Annotated in this window: 13 protein-coding genes; 6 read left to right on the top strand and 7 right to left on the bottom strand. The window is 61.1% G+C overall.

Features of this window, described 5'->3' with window-relative positions; translation table 11 throughout:
• Window positions 1-25: 25 nt before the first annotated feature.
• The 3 genes from H9Q75_RS06695 to ssnA form a co-directional block, all read right to left on the bottom strand.
• Window positions 26-313 (bottom strand): DUF6198 family protein, encoded by a 288-nt coding sequence (locus tag H9Q75_RS06695; RefSeq protein ID WP_186565431.1) that lies wholly within the window; start codon window positions 311-313, stop codon window positions 26-28.
• A gap of 16 nt (window positions 314-329) precedes the next feature.
• Window positions 330-3,269: a putative selenate reductase subunit YgfK gene (gene ygfK, locus H9Q75_RS06690; RefSeq protein ID WP_186565429.1), complete on the bottom strand. Its 2,940-nt coding sequence runs from the start codon at window positions 3,267-3,269 to the stop codon at window positions 330-332.
• 303 nt (window positions 3,270-3,572) lie between these two features.
• Window positions 3,573-4,913 carry a putative aminohydrolase SsnA gene (gene ssnA / locus H9Q75_RS06685; RefSeq protein ID WP_186565427.1) on the bottom strand — a complete coding sequence of 447 codons (1,341 nt, stop codon included), beginning with the start codon at window positions 4,911-4,913 and terminating at the stop codon, window positions 3,573-3,575.
• Between the two features lie 361 nt (window positions 4,914-5,274).
• Between ssnA and H9Q75_RS06680 the strand changes: the two genes are divergently transcribed.
• The gene (locus H9Q75_RS06680) at window positions 5,275-5,913 is read left to right on the top strand and encodes a helix-turn-helix transcriptional regulator (protein WP_186565425.1); all 639 of its coding nucleotides are present in this window, start codon (window positions 5,275-5,277) and stop codon (window positions 5,911-5,913) included.
• 54 nt (window positions 5,914-5,967) lie between these two features.
• Here H9Q75_RS06680 and H9Q75_RS06675 read toward each other — a convergent pair whose 3' ends face one another.
• Together H9Q75_RS06675 and H9Q75_RS06670 are read right to left on the bottom strand one after the other, a co-directional pair.
• The gene (locus H9Q75_RS06675; RefSeq protein WP_186565423.1) at window positions 5,968-7,305 is read right to left on the bottom strand and encodes a uracil-xanthine permease family protein; all 1,338 of its coding nucleotides are present in this window, start codon (window positions 7,303-7,305) and stop codon (window positions 5,968-5,970) included.
• A 211-nt stretch (window positions 7,306-7,516) separates the two neighbouring features.
• Window positions 7,517-7,891, bottom strand: a complete 375-nt coding sequence (locus H9Q75_RS06670; RefSeq protein ID WP_186565421.1) for a RidA family protein — start codon at window positions 7,889-7,891, stop codon at window positions 7,517-7,519.
• Between the two features lie 194 nt (window positions 7,892-8,085).
• On the opposite strand from H9Q75_RS06670, the gene H9Q75_RS06665 reads away from it, so the two are divergent.
• The 3 genes from H9Q75_RS06665 to secG all read left to right on the top strand — a co-directional run bounded on the left by H9Q75_RS06665 (window position 8,086) and on the right by secG (window position 11,225).
• A complete protein-coding gene (locus H9Q75_RS06665; protein ID WP_186565419.1) occupies window positions 8,086-8,853 on the top strand; it encodes an ABC transporter ATP-binding protein in 768 nt (255 codons plus the stop codon).
• Window positions 8,843-10,840 carry an ABC transporter permease gene (locus H9Q75_RS12650; protein WP_243200734.1) on the top strand — a complete coding sequence of 666 codons (1,998 nt, stop codon included), beginning with the start codon at window positions 8,843-8,845 and terminating at the stop codon, window positions 10,838-10,840. The genes H9Q75_RS06665 and H9Q75_RS12650 overlap by 11 nt, the downstream gene beginning before the upstream one ends.
• 148 nt (window positions 10,841-10,988) lie before the next feature.
• Entirely contained in the window at window positions 10,989-11,225 is a 237-nt protein-coding gene (gene secG, locus H9Q75_RS06655) for a preprotein translocase subunit SecG (protein WP_186565417.1), read from the top strand.
• Between the two features lie 72 nt (window positions 11,226-11,297).
• Here the strand turns inward: secG and hcp are convergent, their stop codons facing one another.
• Complete coding sequence (gene hcp, locus H9Q75_RS06650) at window positions 11,298-12,950, bottom strand: hydroxylamine reductase (protein WP_186565415.1); 1,653 nt, start codon at window positions 12,948-12,950, stop codon at window positions 11,298-11,300.
• Between the two features lie 205 nt (window positions 12,951-13,155).
• Window positions 13,156-14,697, bottom strand: a complete 1,542-nt coding sequence (locus tag H9Q75_RS06645) for a putative polysaccharide biosynthesis protein (protein ID WP_243200733.1) — start codon at window positions 14,695-14,697, stop codon at window positions 13,156-13,158.
• A gap of 157 nt (window positions 14,698-14,854) precedes the next feature.
• On the opposite strand from H9Q75_RS06645, the gene H9Q75_RS06640 reads away from it, so the two are divergent.
• Complete coding sequence (locus H9Q75_RS06640) at window positions 14,855-15,565, top strand: DUF554 family protein (protein ID WP_186565413.1); 711 nt, start codon at window positions 14,855-14,857, stop codon at window positions 15,563-15,565.
• 497 nt (window positions 15,566-16,062) lie between these two features.
• The coding region (locus H9Q75_RS06635) for an enoyl-CoA hydratase-related protein (protein ID WP_186565411.1) at window positions 16,063-16,437 on the top strand (375 nt) is incomplete at its 3' end.

The raw sequence follows: 16,437 nt of genomic DNA, 5'->3' as shown, positions 1-16,437 counted from the left end.
TTTGCCCGTTCCGGCATCCTTTTTGTTATTGGGGCGCCGTGGCGTCCGCCGCTCCCTCCATCCACCGGCGCAGCCCCTTCAGCGCCGGGGTGAACCGCCGGCGCAGCAGCGCCTCGCACAGCAGGAAAAGCAGGTTGAAGGCAAAGGTGTACACCCCCATGGACAGGGGCGTGAAGAGGCTGAGAACAAAGGGGATGCTGGAGATGGGGGAGGTCCCCAGCCCAGCCCGGGTAATGAAGGCGATTCCGGTGGCGCACACCAGCGCCCCTGCGGCAAAGACGCCGTATCGCCGGGCAGTCTCACCGCAGGTCATGGCACTCACTTCCTTGTCAGCACGGCTTCACAAGATAGCCGTAGTCGGTTCGGACCGCCAGAATGATCTGACGCAGAGGCTCATACAGGCCGCAGGAGGGGTTGGTGACGTCGTATTCCCGCACCTGATCGCCCAGGCGGACCAGGCACACGCCGCTGCCGTCCCCCTGAGGAAGCCAGCCAGCGTTGGAGCTGTGGTCAAAGTCCTCCCGGCTCCAGAACAGGGTGAACTTGTCCTGATAGGGGCGGGAGTCGTAGGGGCAGAACTCGGCGCAGTTGCCACACTCGTTGCACATGCCGTCCATATGGACGATCTGCCGCATGGCCATGCCAGGTACCTTCACAGCGATGTTGGCCCGGTTGGGACAGACCGACACGCAGGTCTCGCACACCGTGGCACAGCCCAAGCAGCGGTTGTCGGCGCAGCTGCCGCAGTCTGCGCAAAGGTCGCCCCGCTTGGACAGGAGGGCCTCATAGCGCTCCGGGCGGCGGTTTCTGTCCGCGAAGGCGTCGCAATTCAAGGCCACAATAGCGTTTGCAGCCTCCGCGGCGTCGGCGATGGCCTCCACCACCGTGGCCGGGCCCCGCTTCCGGTCGCCGATGACCGGCCAGCCGCCCACGTCTACGGATTCGTCAATGCCCTCGCCCACGGCGGCGATAAGCGTGGTGCAGGGCAGCTCCAGGGTCTTGCCCGTGTCCACCGGGCTGCGGCGGCCAGAGGCGTCGGGGGCGCCCAGCTCCATCACCGAGCAGGTGAGCACCCCGTCCTTCACCCCGATGGGGGCCAGCAGCTCCAGGAATTCCACGCCCTCATCCAGGGCCAGGCGCAGCTCCTCCTCCTCGGCGGGCATGTAGCGCTTGGTGCGACGGTAGACCAGCCTCACATGTTCCACCCCGGGCAGGCGGCGCACCGCCCGGGCGGTGTCCATGGCGGAGTTGCCGCCGCCGATGACCGCCACGTCGGTCCCCAAATTGGGGGCCGCGCCCGCCTTGATGGCGGAGAGCACCTCGGTAAAGTTGACATAGTCCCCGTATTTCAGCCGGGGATTCCCCGCCTTCTGGGCGCCGGTGGCGAAGATGACATGGGTGAAGCCCATGCCCTCCAGCTCCTGCGCGGAGGAGATCGGGTGGTTCAGCTCCACCTTCGCCCCCATGGCGCGCACCAGGGCCTCATCCCTGTCGATGGCGGAGGAGGGAATGCGGAACTCGGGGATCAGATGGCGCACCACGCCGCCCAGCTTGCCGGTGGCCTCGAAGATGGTGACCGGGACCCCCTCCCGGCCCAGCAGGAAGGCGGCCGCCATACCGGCAGGGCCGCCGCCCACCACGGCCACGTTCCGGTCGTCACGCCGCGCCTTGGGCCGGAGCCTGGGCAGCAGGGTGTCATAGCCCCCCTGGGCGGCGGTGAGCTTCTGGTCACGGATATGTACGCTCTCCTCATAGGCGCCCCGCATGCACTTGTCCGCGCAGTGGTGGGGGCAGATGGTGCCGGTGATAAAGGGCAGGGGATTGCGCTGAAGGATAACCTCCAGGGCCTCCTCATATTTACCAGCCCCCACCAGAGACAGGTAGGCGGGGATGTCCTGGTGGATGGGGCAGCCCTCCCGGCAGGGGGCGGTGAAGCAGTCCGCCAGGGGCACCGGGGCGTTCAGCTTTCTGGAGGGCATGGGTTTGATGGGCTTGCGGCAGCGCTCGCCCTCCAGGGCCTGGGAGAGCAGCGTGTCCACCGCCGCCGGGTCCACACTGCCCCAGGGGGCGCAGCCGCAGTCCATCAGGGCCTCGCCCATCTGGGAAAAGCGCTCATACCCGCCGGGCTTGAGCACGGTGGTGGCCATGGTGATGGGCCAGATGCCCGCGCTGAACAGGTCCTTTACGGAAAAAATATCCGCGCCGCCGGAGTAGGAGATGCGCAGCCTGCCACCGAACTCGTGGGAGAGGCGGGAGGCCACGGAGAGGGTCAGGGGGTACAGGGACCGGCCGGACATATACATCTCCTGGCTGGGCAGCTCCCCGGCGGCCACGTCCACCGGGAAGGTGTTGGTCAGCTTCACGCCGAAGTCCACGCCATGTTCATCCGCCAGCGCCTGCAGGCGGCGCAGCATGGGCAGGGCGTCCTCCATCTGCAGATCCTCTTTGAAGTGGTGGTCGTCAAAGGCGATATAGTCGAAGCCCAGGCCGTCCAGGGTCCTGCGGGCGTACTCGTACCCCAGCAGGGTGGGGTTGCACTTGATGTAGGTGTGCAGGCCCTTCTCCGTGATGAGGTAGGAGGCGATGCGCTCGATCTCGTCCGGCGGGCAGCCGTGGAGAGTGGACTCGGTAATGGAGGCGGACACCTTGGGGGAGATGGACTTCACATAGTCCCCGTCCACATGCTGGAAGCGGCCCAGGTTGTCCTGGGCCCAGGCGGTGCACTGCGCCCAGATGGCGCTGCCCGAGGCGTCCTTCATGCTCTCGATATAGCGGTCGATTTTCTCACTCTGAATTCCCGCCAGGTCGTAGCCCACGGACATGTTGAACACAAAGCCCTCCGGGTCGCCCAGCTCCAGCTCCCTTGCCAGCAGCTTGCAGGCAAACCACGCCTTCACATACTCGTCATAGGCCTGGGGCACCGTCAGCTCGGTGGACCACTCGCAGTTGTAGCACTCGTCCGCGGCGGTGATGCAGGGCTTGGGCACGCATTTGGAGAGCTCCTCGCCGTCCATGATCTGCACCGTTTTCAGCTCAAAGAAGCGGCAGCCGGCGGCGTAGGCGGCGATCAGGTTTTGGGCCAGCTGGGTGTGGGGACCGGCGGCGGGGCCGAAGGGGGACTCAATCTTCTCCCGGAACATGGGCATGGCCTGGCCGTTCTTATGGCGTACCAGCTTAGACACGCCGAAGATGCTGCCCTGGGTGCGGTATTCGGTCAGCGCCCAGTCCATCAGCTGGGCAAAGGGAATGGGACGCATGATGTCGCTCATTATTTGTGACCTCCCGATATAAAAGAGTTGTGCGGGGGCGCCCCGCGGCGGGACCGGCTGCGCGCCCGAGCGGGCGCGGCCGGGAAAGGAGTTTCTCAGTAGCTCCGGTGATTCAGCTCGCCCCAGAGCTTTTTGGACTGCTCCATAGTCCAGGTGTTGATGCGCGCCCCACCCGGCTTACGCCGTGCGGGGCCCCCAGGGCTTTGATCTGCGCGGGGCAAGTGAATTGCCTCGGCGTCAAGGGTTTGCCTGCGGCAAAACGCTTGGAGAAGAGCGCGTCAACGCCTGTGGGGCGCTGTGCTTTCAATAGGTCCGGTGATTTAATTCTCCCCAGAGTTTTTTGGACTGCTCCATGGTCCATGCGTTGATGCGCTCCTCGTCGATACCCACGAATTCCCGGTCCTTGTAGAGCACCCTGCCGTTGATGATGGTGGTGCGGCAGTTTTTGCCCATCATGCCGAAGAGCATGTGCCCGTCGATGTTCTCCTCTGAGAGGGGGGTGAAGGGCTTGTAGTCCATCACGATCACGTCGGCCGCCGCGCCGGGCCTGAGCACGCCCAGGGGCTTTTTGAAGAATCTGGCGGCGATAGCGGCGTTGTTTTTGAAGAGCATGTCCATGGCCTCGCACCAACCCACATTGGGCAGGGCGGCGTTGTGCCGCTGGATGATGAGGAACACCTTCAGGCTCTCCAGCATGTCGTGGGTGTAGGCGTCGGTGCCCATGCCAACCAGAATGCCCTTCCGGAACATCTGGAGCACCGGGGAGCAGCCAACGGCGTTGCCCATGTTGGACTCCGGGTTGTTGACCACCATGGTGCCGGTCTCCTTGATAATGTCCAGCTCCGCCGGGGAGACGTGGATGCAGTGGCCCAGCAGGGTGCGCTCCCCCAGAATACCGTTGTATAGCAGGCGGTTGACGGGGCGGCAGCCGTAATTACGCAGGGAGTCGTACACGTCGTTCATGCCCTCGGCCACGTGGATGTGGAAGCCGGTCATGCCGTCGTTGGCCTTGACCATGGCCTCAAAGGTCTGATCCGAGATGGTGAACAGGGCGTGGCCGCCGAACATAGCGCGGATCATGTCGTCATCCCGCTCTCTGCACCACTTGGCAAAGTCGGCGTTCTCCTGAATGGCCTGGGCGGTTTTTTCCGCGCCGTCCCGCTCGGACACCTCATAGCACAGGCTGGCCCGGATGCCCAGCTCCTGACACACGTCTTTGATAGCGAAGAGGGAGCCAGGGATCTGGCGGAAGGAGGCGTGGTGGTCGAAGATGGTGGTCACCCCGTCCCGGATGCAGTCCAGCACGGTGGCGTAGGCGCTGGCCCGGGTGCCGTCCAGGGTCAGATGGCGGTCGATGTTCCACCACATGCCCTCCAGCACCTCCAGAAAATTGGTGGGGTTGTTGCCCTCAATGGCCAGACCCCGGGCCAGACCGGAGTAAATATGGGTGTGGGCGTTGATCAGTCCCGGCATAATGACCCCGCCCCGGGCGTCCACAAATTCCGCCTGGGGGTATTTGGTCCTCATGTCGGCCAGGGTCCCCACCTCCCGGACAGCGTCCCCGTCCAGGACCACTGCCCCGTCGGGCAGGTAGGGGAGGGCGGCGTCGCGGGTAATCAGTCTTCCGTTTCCAACCAGCAGCATGGCATTGACCTCCTTGATAAATATTGGGATGATGGGGGGAATCGGTTTTCAAAAATAAAAACGCCCATTCCTTCGAATGGACGCGGCCTGCAGGATACAGCGGAGCAGGCCGTCGGTACGGTCCATTCAGCCCGTGCGCGGAGCACTCCGTTGCAGCTATCGTGTATATGTGGTTGTAACCCTTGCGGCCCATGCCGTCAGGATCATTTGTTTTTTTTATTTTATCATAAGAAAAACAGGGATGCAACCATTCTTGTGATAAACAGAAAAATTTTTAGGTCATACAATTTTTCTTGAAATCCCCGGGATTTATGGTATGATAAGAGCGATGCAAAAAGAGCGATACCGGGAGGGAACAGCCATGCTCAGCGCATACAAGCTGCAGTTCTTATTTCAACTGGCCAAAGGAATTTCACAACAATTCGGGCCCAACTGCGAGGTGGTGGTGCACGATCTGGGCACCAATGACCCGGAGCGTTCCATTGTGGCCATCGAGAACGGCCATGTCACCGGCCGCAAGGTGGGGGACGGCCCTTCCCATGTGGTGCTGGAGGCCCTGAACGGCGCGCCGGAGAAGCTGCGGGACCACATGTGCTATCTCACCAAGACCAAGGACGGCAAGATTCTTAAGTCCACGACCATTTACATCCGCGATGATGACGGGGCGACCATCGGCATTTTCGGCATCAACTACGACATTACCCTGATGCTGGCCATGGAGGAGACCCTCAGGCAGTTTACCGCCACGGAGAAGGAGACCAGCGAGCCGGAGCCGATTTCCCGTAATGTCTCCGACCTGCTGGACGAGCTGATTGAGCAGAGCGTCAAGCTGGTGGGCAAGCCGGTGGCCCTGATGAACAAGGAGGACAAGGTGAAGGCCATCCAGTTCCTCAATGAGACAGGTGCGTTCCTGATTACCAAGAGCGGGGATAAGGTCTGCAAATATTTTGGGATCTCCAAATATACCCTGTACAGCTATATTGATGAGGCCAAGGAGTAAGCCGGTTTGATCAGACGGGCGGCGCGGGCAGTTCCGCGCCGCCCGTTTTGCATATCAGCAGTCCGGGGACGGCTTTTCCTTCGGAAGAATCAGATTGAGCAGGATCGCCATAATGGTGGCGACCACCACGGAGGAGGAGCCGAACACCGTGGCCACCCAATCGGGGAAGCCGCTGCCGGACAGGCAGCCGCTCACCTGGGTGATGCCCACGCCCAGGGCCACGGACAGGCCCACCACCGAGCTCTTGCGGGCGGAGAAGCCGCCCTCGGTGATCATGCGGACGCCGGTCATGGTAATGGTGGCAAACACTGAGATGGTGGCGCCGCCGATGACACACTGGGGAATGGTGGTCAGGACAGCGGCAAATTTGGGCACCAGGCCGGCCACCAGCAGAATCAGGGCGGCCAGGGCAAAGACCGCCCGGTTGATCACCCGGTTGACGGTGACAATGCCCACGTTCTGGCTGTAGGAGGCGGTGGGCAGCCCGCCGAAGAAGGCGCCGACCACGCTCATGACGCCCTGACCGATGATGCCTCCGGAGAGCTCCCGGTCGGTGGGCATCCGGTCCATGCCGCCCATGGTGGTGGAGGAGAGGTCGCCGATGGTCTGTACCGCGTTGACCACGTACACGATCCCCAGGGACACGCAGGCGGCGGGGACAAATTTGATCTGGAAGGGCATGACCCGGGGCAGGGAAAACCAAGCCGCCGTTCCCACGCCGGACAGATCCACGATCCCAAAGCAATAGGCCACCGCGTATCCAACGATCATGCCGATGAGAATGGAGCCCAGCTTGAAGATGCCCTTGGTGAAGTTGGTGAGAAACACCACCACCGCCAGGGTAATGAGGGCCACCAGCCAGCTGCGGGGATTGCCGAACCAGGGGCTGGAGGCGCTGCCCCCCGCCATGTAGCGCACAGCGGTGGGATAGAGGGACAGTCCGATGGTAAAAATCACGGTGCCGGTGACCAGGGGTGGAAAGAGCGGGCGGATCCATTTGACGAATACGCCGAATACAATGGCCACAATGCCGCCGATGATCTCCGCGCCCAGGATGGTGCCCAGGTCGAACTGCTCGCCGATGGCGGTGAGGGTGGGGATGTAGGCAAAGCTGATACCCATAACCACCGGCAGGCCGGAGCCGATGCGGCGGAAGATGGGAAAGAGCTGCAGCAGGGTGGCCACGGCGGTGAGGATCAGGGAGACCTGAATCATCAGAGTCTTCTCCGCCTCGGACAGACCGCAGGTGTTGGCGATGAGAATGGCGGGCGTGATGATGCCGACGACTGCAGCCACCACATGCTGGAGGCCCAGGGGGAGCAGCTGCCCGGCGGGAGGGATTCCATTCCACTGGAACACGGCGGCGCTGCCGCTGACGGAAAAGTGACTCATGGCAAAACCTCACAAAAAATTTTTATATCAAAAAATTTTTAGCACAATGAAACTATAATCCTTTTTGAGGCGGACTGCAAGAGAAACATGCCGCCGGAATGTAAAATAATAGAGTTGATTTTTGTGCAAAATAACAATAAACCATGTAAAAAGCCGCCGGATTTTTCAAATCCGGCGGCTTTTTACAAAAATCTGTGTCCGGTTGGGGCGATTATTTGACGGCGACCGCCTCAATCTCAAAGAGCGCGCCCTTGGGCAGCGCGCCGGCCTGCACACAGGAGCGGGCGGGCGCCTCGCCGGTAAAGAATTCGGCGTAGATAGCGTTGATGGCGGCAAAGTCGCCCATGTCGGCCAGGAATACGGTGGTCTTTACCACGTCGGCAAAGCCCATGCCGCCGGCCTGGAGCACGGCGCCCAGATTGGTCAGGGCCTGGCGGGCCTGAGCCTCTACCCCCTGGGGCAGTTCGCCGGTGGCGGGGATCAGGCCCAGCTGGCCAGAGGTATACAGGGTATTGCCCGCCAGCTTGGCGTGGCAGTAGGGCCCAACAGCGGCGGGGGCGTTGGGGGCGGAAATGGTCTGATTCATGGCAATTCCTCCTGATGAATTGAAAATGGCGGTTGTTCTGGCATCCATTATAGCGAATGCCAAACAAAATGCAAGGAAAACTAAAAAATTTTTTGAACCCGATTCTTACAAAAGTGTAAGAAAAGCGTAAGGCCTTCTTATGGCAGCGGACAGAAACGCCTGATAAAATAGGGTGGGAAAAGGAGGAACGGCAAATGGACGCGATTTTAACAGTAGAGCATCTGCAAAAATATTACGGCAGCCGGGGCAGCGTGACCCGGGCCATCGACGACGTGAACCTGCGGGTGGAGCCGGGGGAGTTTGTGGGCATCATGGGGGCGTCGGGCAGCGGCAAGACCACCCTGCTCAACTGCATCTCCACCATCGACGCCCCCACCTCAGGGCGGATTTTCGTGGAGGGCAGGGACATTACCACCCTGAAGAGCAGGGAGCTCTCCCGCTTTCGGAGGGAACGGCTGGGCTTTGTGTTCCAGGACTGCAACCTGCTGGACACCCTCACCGCCTTTGAGAACATCGCCCTGGCTCTGACGATTCTCAAGACCCCGGCGGGCGAGATTGAGGGCCGGGTGCAGAAAACCGCCGGACTGCTGGGGATTGCCGACTGCCTGAACAAATATCCCTATCAGCTCTCCGGAGGGCAGCGCCAGAGAACCGCGGCGGCCCGGGCCATCATCACAGACCCGGCGCTGGTGCTGGCGGACGAGCCCACCGGCGCCCTGGACTCCAAATCCGCCCGGCTGCTGCTGGAGCGCTTTGAGGCCCTGAATGAGGCCCGGGGGACCACCATCCTCATGGTGACCCACGATGCCTTTACCGCCAGCTACTGCCGGCGTATCCTGTTCCTGCGGGACGGCAAGTCCTTTACCGAGCTGGTGCGGGGCAATGACAGCCGGAAGGCTTTTTTCGGCAAGATTATTGAGGTGGTCACCCTGCTGGGAGGAGCGTGCGACGATGTTCTCTAAGCTGGCCGTCAAAAACGTCGTGCGCAGCGTAAGGGATTACTCGGTCTACTTCATTACCCTGCTCTTCGGCGTGTGCGTCTTTTACGTGTTCAACTCCATGGAGTCCCAGACGGTTATGGGGTACCTGGGCGGCGGGACGTCCCCCTATGTGCAGACCATTCTGATGCTGATTGACGTCATCTCGGTCTTTGTGTCCGTGGTGCTGGCCTTTTTGATTCTCTACGCCAACACCTTTATGATCCGCCGGCGCAAGCGGGAGCTGGGGACCTACCTGCTGCTGGGGATGGAGCGGGGGAAGGTGTCCATCCTCCTGTTTCTGGAGACCCTGTGCATCGGCCTTCTGGCTCTGGCGGCAGGGCTGCTGCTGGGAGTGTTCCTCTCCCAGTTTATCTCGGTGTTCACTGCGGGGCTGTTCTCCATCCACATGACCGAGTGGCATTTTGTGTTTTCACCCAAAGCGGTGGGGAAAACCTGCCTGTACTTTGGAGTCATCTTTGTACTGGTGATGATGTTCAACTCCCTGTCCGTATCCCGCTGCAGGCTGCTGGACCTGATGCAGGCCGAGCGGTCCAATCAGGACCTGAAGCTGAAGAGCGTGGGGGCATCCGTGGTGATGTTCCTGGTGGGCGTGGCGCTGCTGATCATCGCTTATGCCATGCTGCTCCAGCGGGGCCTCTTCCGGGTGGACGGCCTGTTTTGGCTGATGCTGGGGCTGGGATCGCTGGGGACGCTGCTGTTTTTCCGCTCCCTGTCCGGCTTCCTGCTACGGGTGTGCCAGCGGAACAAAAAGCTTTATTACCGGGGCCTGAACATGTTTATCCTCCGGCAGTTCAACTCCAAAATCAACACCACCTATGTCTCCATGACGGTGATCTGCCTGATGCTGCTGCTGGCCATTGGAATCACCGCCACCTCCCTGGGGCTGAACAACACGGTGGAGGGCCTAAGCAGCGGGAAGTCTCCCTATGATGTGAGCGTCTATTTCTGGCCCAGCGAGGGCGGGGCCCCGGCGGAGCTGGAGCAGTGGCTGGCCGCGGGCGGCTTTGATCCGGAAGAGGAGCTGGAGGAACGCATGGTCTACGAGACCGCCCAAGTGGAGTTTGAACCGGTCCGCTATGAGCTGGGCGGCCGGGAGGTCCCGCTGAGCAGTCTGAGCGCACTCTCCCTGTCCGACTGCAACGCCCTGCTGGCCCTCCAGGGGCTGCCGCCTCTGGAGCTGGGGGAAGATGAGTACGGCCTGCTGTGGGGCACCTATGAGGCGGATTACAGCCTGGTCAAGGCCCTGTGGGAGGACCAGCCCACCCTGAGCGTGGCGGGGACCACTCTGACGCCCCAGCCCGGCGCGGAGACCAGCGCCATTATCCGAACCGGAACCAGCCGGTATGAGAGCATGCTGATCCTTCCCGACCAGTTCCTGGAGGGCAGGCCTGCCGACAGCGTGGTGCTGGTGGGCAATTACCCCGCCGGGGCGGACGTGCAGGCCGCCGACGCGCGCCTGGAGGAGGCCATGCACAGCCTGGTCCCCCGGGACTACGAGAGCGGGGACGGCGGCTACGGTTACGGCTGGGATACCCGGCTTGGGGTGTATATGGACACCATGGGCAGCAAGATCCTCGTCCTCTTTATCGGCATCTATCTGGGGATTATTTTCCTTTTGACCAGCGCGGCGGTGCTGGCGCTCCAGCAGCTTTCCCAGGCGGCGGACAACGCGGGGCGCTACCGCATTCTGGCCCGGCTGGGGGTGGAGGAGTCCATGCGGGACCGGTCCATCTATGTGCAGATTTTCCTCTACTTCTTCCTGCCCCTGGCCCTGGCGGTGGTGCACTCCATTGTGGGAATGACTGCGGCCAACGCGGCTATTGCCGAGGTGGGACATGTGGACTCAGTGTCCTCCAGCGTTGCCACGGCGGCCTTTATCCTGGTGGTCTATGGGGCGTATTTCCTGGCCACCTGTGCGGGCAGCCGCCGGATTGTGCGGGGAAGGTAAGGCCTTGGGGGAGAAATCTTGAAAAAAGCCTTGAAATCGGCCGGCAAGTATGCTATAGTAAACTCCACGTTTGAAGTGCGCAGGGTGTCTTGCGCCCATTTGATAGAGATTATGCCCCGAACCAAGGGATCGAAAGGAACGATGTAGCGTGGAAATTGCCAAGCTGGTTTTGAGTATTATTGATGTGATCGCCGCTGTATTTCTCATCGCCGTGGTGCTGCTTCAGTCCGGCAAGAGCGCCGGCCTGTCGGGCGCCATCGCCGGCGGAGCCGACACCTTCCTGGCCAAGAACAAGGCCAAGAGCTGGGACGCCAGGCTGGCCAAGATGACCAAGTGGGTGGCCATCGGCTTTATGGTAATCACGTTTATCATCTGCCTGTTGTAAGATAAAAAAGAAAATCCCCGCTCTCCCGATTGGGAGAGCGGGGATTTTTTATGTGTACCTGGGCGGCGGTGCTCAGCCGGCGGAGCGCTCCGGGCCGAAGAAGAGCTCCAGATCGTCCTCCACAGTACCGATACCGGCGATGCCAAAGCGGTCTACCAGAACCTTGGATACATTGGGGCTGAGGAAGGCGGGCAGGGTGGGACCCAGATGAATGTTCTTTACGCCCAGGTACAGCAGGGCCAGCAGCACGATGACCGCCTTCTGCTCGTACCAGGCGATATTGTAGACAATGGGCAGGTCGTTGATGTCCTCCAGACCAAAGACCTCCTTGAGCTTCAGGGCGATGACGGCAAGCGAGTAGGAGTCGTTGCATTGACCCGCGTCCAGCACCCTGGGGATGCCGTTGATGTCTCCCAGATCCAGCTTGTTGTACTTATACTTGGCGCAGCCGGCGGTGAGAATGACGGCGTCCCGGGGGAGCGCCTTGGCAAATTCCGTATAGTAGTTCCGGCTTTTGGCCCGGCCGTCGCAGCCGGCCATGACCACGAACTTCCGGATGGCGCCGGAGGTTACGGCCTCCACAATCTGGTCGGCCAGCGCCAGCACCTGGGCGTGGGCAAAGCCGCCCACAATCTCGCCGCGCTCGATTTCCTGAGGCGGCTGACAGGCCTTGGCATGCCGGATCAGAGCGGAAAAGTCCTTCTCCTCACCGATTCCGCCGGGGATGTGTCTGCAGCCGGGGTAGCCAGCGGCGCCGGTGGTGTACAGCCGGTCCCTGTAGCTGTCCTTCGGGGGCACGATGCAGTTGGTGGTCATGAGAATGGGACCGTTGAAGGTCTCAAACTCCTCCTTCTGCTTCCACCAGGCGTTGCCGTAGTTGCCCACGAAGTTGGGGTACTTCTGAAAGGCGGGATAGTAGTGGGCCGGCAGCATCTCCGAGTGAGTGTATATGTCTACTCCGGTGCCCTGGGTCTGCTTCAGCAGCATCTCCAGATCCCTCAGATCGTGGCCGGAGACCAGAATGCCGGGGTTTTTGCCCACGCCGATCGGAACGCGGGTAACAGAGGGATTCCCGTAGGCCCCGGTGTTGGCCTTGTCCAGCAGCGCCATGCCGCTGACGCCGTATTTTCCGGTCTCCAGAGTCAGGGCCACCAGATCGTCCGCCGTCAGGCGGTCGTCCAGAGTGGCAGCCAGGGCGCGCTGCAAAAAAGCGTCCACCTCGGTGTCCTCCTGGAGCAGGGCGTTGGCGTGCTTGGAGTAGGCGGACAGACCTTTCAGACCGTAGGTGATGAGTTCCCGCAGGGAACGGATATCCTCGTCCTTGGTGGAGAGGACGCCCACCTGAGCGGCCTTGGATTCAAATTCCGCCTCGCCTCCGGCCCAGCGGGCCGCCTCGGGCAGCGATTCGGGCTGGGCCACCTGGGCAAGCAACTCCGCCTTGATCGCCAGGGTGTCACGGACGCGGGCGGTGATGGCCTCCTTGTCAAAGTTGGCGTTGGTAATGGTGGTAAACAGATTCAGCGTAATTAGGTGGTTTACCTCTGGGGATATCTCCCGACCTTCCGCCCGCAGCCGGGTGGTCACGGCGGAGAGGGCTCGGGTCACATAGACCAGTAGATCCTGCATTGCCGCCACATCCGGCTTTTTTCCGCACACGCCCGCCTGGGTGCAGCCGGTGCACCCAGCGGTCTCCTGGCACTGGTAGCAAAACATCTTCGGTTCCATTTTTGTTTCCTCCTTATAGGCTCTCCGGGAAGCGCTCTGCGTGGGAGCGCGATGTCCCAGTCATTCGGTTTTGGATGGGCTATGGCCTCACTATAATACAATAAAAGCAACACTTCCGTTGTTTTAACAACGAAAGTGAAAAAGAATGAGACCGATGTTAAAATGGATGGAAGCCGGTTTTGGCGGAAAGGAGGATGGCGCCGGCTCAGCGCTTCCGCAGACGGAACAGGCGCCCGGGCCAGATCCCCTGGGCGGAGAGGGCGGCCAGGTAGAGCACTATGCCAAAGGTCAGACAGGCCAGAATGGCCGGCAGAGCACCCAGACCCGCATCCTGCAGGACCTGGAAGAGCAGGTTGATGACCAGGCCCATCAACAGGGCGGAAAGGGCGGGGGCAGTGCACCACTGGAACACACGGGGGACCAGCCCGGTGGCCCGGCGCACGGCGCGCCAGTTCAGAAGAGCGCCCACTCCGGCGCTGGCCACAAAGCCGACCACATAGCCCTTGAGCCCCACACCGGGCAGGCCCATCAGAAACCAGGTGCACCCCAACTGCACTGCGTCGCTGACAATGGCGCTGCGGGCGGCGGCGCTGGGTTTGCCCACCCCGTTGAGAGTGCAGGAGAGCACGGACTGATAACAGGAGAGGACCACACCAATGGACAGGGGAAGCATAAAGTCGCCTACGGTAGGCTCACGGAAGAGGGCCTCTCCGATCGAGGGGCCGAGCACCACCCAAAAGGCCATGGCGGGCAGTAGAATGACCGAGGTGGCCAACATGACCCGGTCCACTCGCCGCTGGATTTCTCCTTTTCGGCCCAGTGCCACGCTCTGGGCCAGCTTGGGGACCAGAACCAGGCCCAGCGCGCCAATAAAGGCGGTGGGCATGAACAGCATCGGTACGGTCATGCCGCACAGGATTCCGAACGCGCTCATGGCTTCGGAGACAGCCGCTCCGGCGGATACCAGGCGACGGGGAATCAGTACTGCGGTGGCGGAGCCCATCAGATTGCCCAGCAGAGAGGTACAGCCGATGGGAAGCGCGATGGAAAAAATCCGCCGGTCCAGCTGTCTGGGCTCCATCGGCGCGCCGGACCGGAGTCCGTCCCGACGGACCTGCCGGCGAAAGAGAAGGGCGAGGGTGACGGCGGAAAAAATTTCGCACCCGGTCATACCCAGCACGATCAGCCCCACGGTGCGCTCTGGGTTCTGGGGGAGAAAGCAGACCAGCAGACCCAGAACCAGCCCGGTGCGGATAAACTGCTCGCACAGCTCCACCGCGGCGGGCGGGCGGATGCGGCCCGTGCCATAGAAAAAATGCTTGTGCAGATTTTCCACCCCGGTGAGCAGAATGCACGGCAGCAGGAGCAGCAGCCCTAGTTGGGTACGGGCGTCCCCCAGAAGGGAGACCGAGATGGGGTCATAAAAAAACAGGGTCGCTCCCGCCGCCAAGGCAAAGAGAAGGAAAAAGAGCGCCAGGCAGCGGCGGAGCACCTGCACAATGGCGGTGTGATTGCCCTGTGCGTGATAGCTGGAGGAGAGCGTGGACACAGCCACGGTCAGACCCACCGCGGTGATGGACATAATGACGGAGTAGACCGGCATAATCAGCTGGTAAAGCCCCATCACCTCCGCACCGATCAGGCGGGAGAGCAGGATGCGGTATACGAAACCCAGCAGCTGGGACACGATACTGGTGCCGGTGAGGACAATTGTACCGTAGAGCATGGATGTGCGGTCAAATTTCAAAACAGCGCCCCCCTTCGCGTCTATTTCCAATCTATTCGGGGAGAGGGGCCGGCATACATAAGAAGCCTTTGACAAAACAGGTCGAAAGAAGTATCATGTTTCCATTAGCGCGTTTTTGCAGTGGTGAAAACGGTTTGGCAGGGAGGTTGTGGTCGCTGTGCTTGGTACGATCATAAATGTGGTTCTGGTCTTGGCGGGCAGCATATTGGGGCTGATTTTCAAAAACCGCATCAGCACGCGCTTTGCCTCGGGCCTGAATTACGCCCTTGGACTATGTGTGCTGGGCATCGGAATTTCCAGCATGATCAAGACCAACGACACCCTCTGCGTGATTGTGTGCATGGTGGTAGGGACCTTGGCGGGAGAGGCGCTGAACATTGAGCGCCGCATGGACGGGATCGGGGAAGTACTCCGCCGGAAGATGATCAAAGGCGAGGGAAACAACCGCTTTGTGGAGGGGTTTGTGACCGCTTCGGTCCTGTTCTGCGTGGGGGCCATGGCCATCAACGGTTCCCTGGAGGCGGGTATGAGCCAGAAGTATGATATCCTGATCTCCAAGGCGGTGATCGACGGGGTGACCTCCATCACCTTTGCCGCGGCCATGGGTGTGGGGGTAGCGTTTTCTGTGATTCCAATCCTGATCTACGAGGGGGGGATGACCCTTCTCTTCTCTGTAGTGGGGCAGGGGATCGCCCCTGCGGTAGTGGCGGAGATGAGCGCCGTGGGCGGTACCATCATCGTGGGTATCGGCATCAATATGCTGGGCATGACCAAAGAAAAAATCCGTGTGGGCAATATGCTGCCCGCGATTTTCCTGCCGCTGCTGTACCTGCCGCTGTCCCAGTGGCTGAGCGGACTAATGGGCTAGGGCATATTGCCCACGGGGCCCCGCGCAGCGGGGCGGCGTGCTGCACCGCAGGCCAAAGAAGAAAGGGATTCCCGGCCAAATGCAATTTGGCCGGGAATCCCTTTTGCACGCAGGCCCCCTGCCGCCGCAGAGGGACCGGGTCCCATGAAATTTTGGTGAAAATACGCCGGTTGGAGACCGTTGTTGATATGTTGCGTACGGGCAGGGAAAAACAGGGAGAGGGTTTGTGTAAAACAGACAAGAAAGCACGCCTGAGCCGCTGGAAATATATACGAAGGCCGCCAAGAAAAAAGGGTTGCACGGGGGGAGAAAACGAGGTATACTTGTCTTTGGAAATAGCGTATTTGACAGGGAAAACTTAGCTGGAAACGCAACTGCAAAGGCATTTTCGCGGGCAGTTGCGCTTTTTCAGGAGGAAAAATGTTAAAAAAATAACAAAGTGACCGCGCTGCTTTGAGCGATCAAAATAAAGCCAAAATATAAGGAGGCAAACAGGCATGGCATTTGTGGAACTGGAAAAGCAGGGGCACGTGGGGATTCTGACGGTGAACCGTCCGGAGGCCCTGAACGCGCTGAACAGCCAGGTACTGGCGGACTTGGGAGCGGCCGTGGACGCAGTGGAAGCGGACCAGGAGATCTATGTGGTCATTCTGACGGGCGCGGGGCGCTCCTTTGTGGCTGGCGCCGACATCGGTGAGATGAAGGGCTTTTCCTCCATCGAGGGCAAGAAGTTCGGAGTGCACGGCGGCGAGGTGTTCCTCAAGCTGGAGAATATGAGCAAGCCCGTGATTGCGGCGGTGAACGGCTTTGCCCTGGGCGGCGGCTGCGAGCTGGCCATGTCCTGCGACATCCGGCTGGCCTCTGAGAAGGCC

Origin of the sequence: Lawsonibacter celer, from assembly GCF_014281125.1 — a bacterium.
Taxonomy (GTDB): domain Bacteria; phylum Bacillota; class Clostridia; order Oscillospirales; family Oscillospiraceae; genus Lawsonibacter_B; species Lawsonibacter_B celer.
Note: the sequence above shows the minus strand (reverse complement) of the source record. Positions and strands in the feature narration are given on the sequence as shown.

What these genes read in the sequence shown, in the direction of transcription:
- H9Q75_RS06680 (WP_186565425.1), top strand. Translation starts at nt 5,275, where the DNA reads ATGCTCAGCGCATACAAGCTGCAGTTCTTATTTCAACTGGCCAAAGGA.
- H9Q75_RS12650 (WP_243200734.1), top strand. Translation starts at nt 8,843, where the DNA reads ATGTTCTCTAAGCTGGCCGTCAAAAACGTCGTGCGCAGCGTAAGGGAT.
- H9Q75_RS06695 (WP_186565431.1), bottom strand. Translation starts at nt 313, where the DNA reads ATGACCTGCGGTGAGACTGCCCGGCGATACGGCGTCTTTGCCGCAGGG.
- hcp (WP_186565415.1), bottom strand. Translation starts at nt 12,950, where the DNA reads ATGGAACCGAAGATGTTTTGCTACCAGTGCCAGGAGACCGCTGGGTGC.
- H9Q75_RS06675 (WP_186565423.1), bottom strand. Translation starts at nt 7,305, where the DNA reads ATGAGTCACTTTTCCGTCAGCGGCAGCGCCGCCGTGTTCCAGTGGAAT.
- H9Q75_RS06670 (WP_186565421.1), bottom strand. Translation starts at nt 7,891, where the DNA reads ATGAATCAGACCATTTCCGCCCCCAACGCCCCCGCCGCTGTTGGGCCC.
- ssnA (WP_186565427.1), bottom strand. Translation starts at nt 4,913, where the DNA reads ATGCTGCTGGTTGGAAACGGAAGACTGATTACCCGCGACGCCGCCCTC.
- ygfK (WP_186565429.1), bottom strand. Translation starts at nt 3,269, where the DNA reads ATGAGCGACATCATGCGTCCCATTCCCTTTGCCCAGCTGATGGACTGG.
- H9Q75_RS06665 (WP_186565419.1), top strand. Translation starts at nt 8,086, where the DNA reads ATGGACGCGATTTTAACAGTAGAGCATCTGCAAAAATATTACGGCAGC.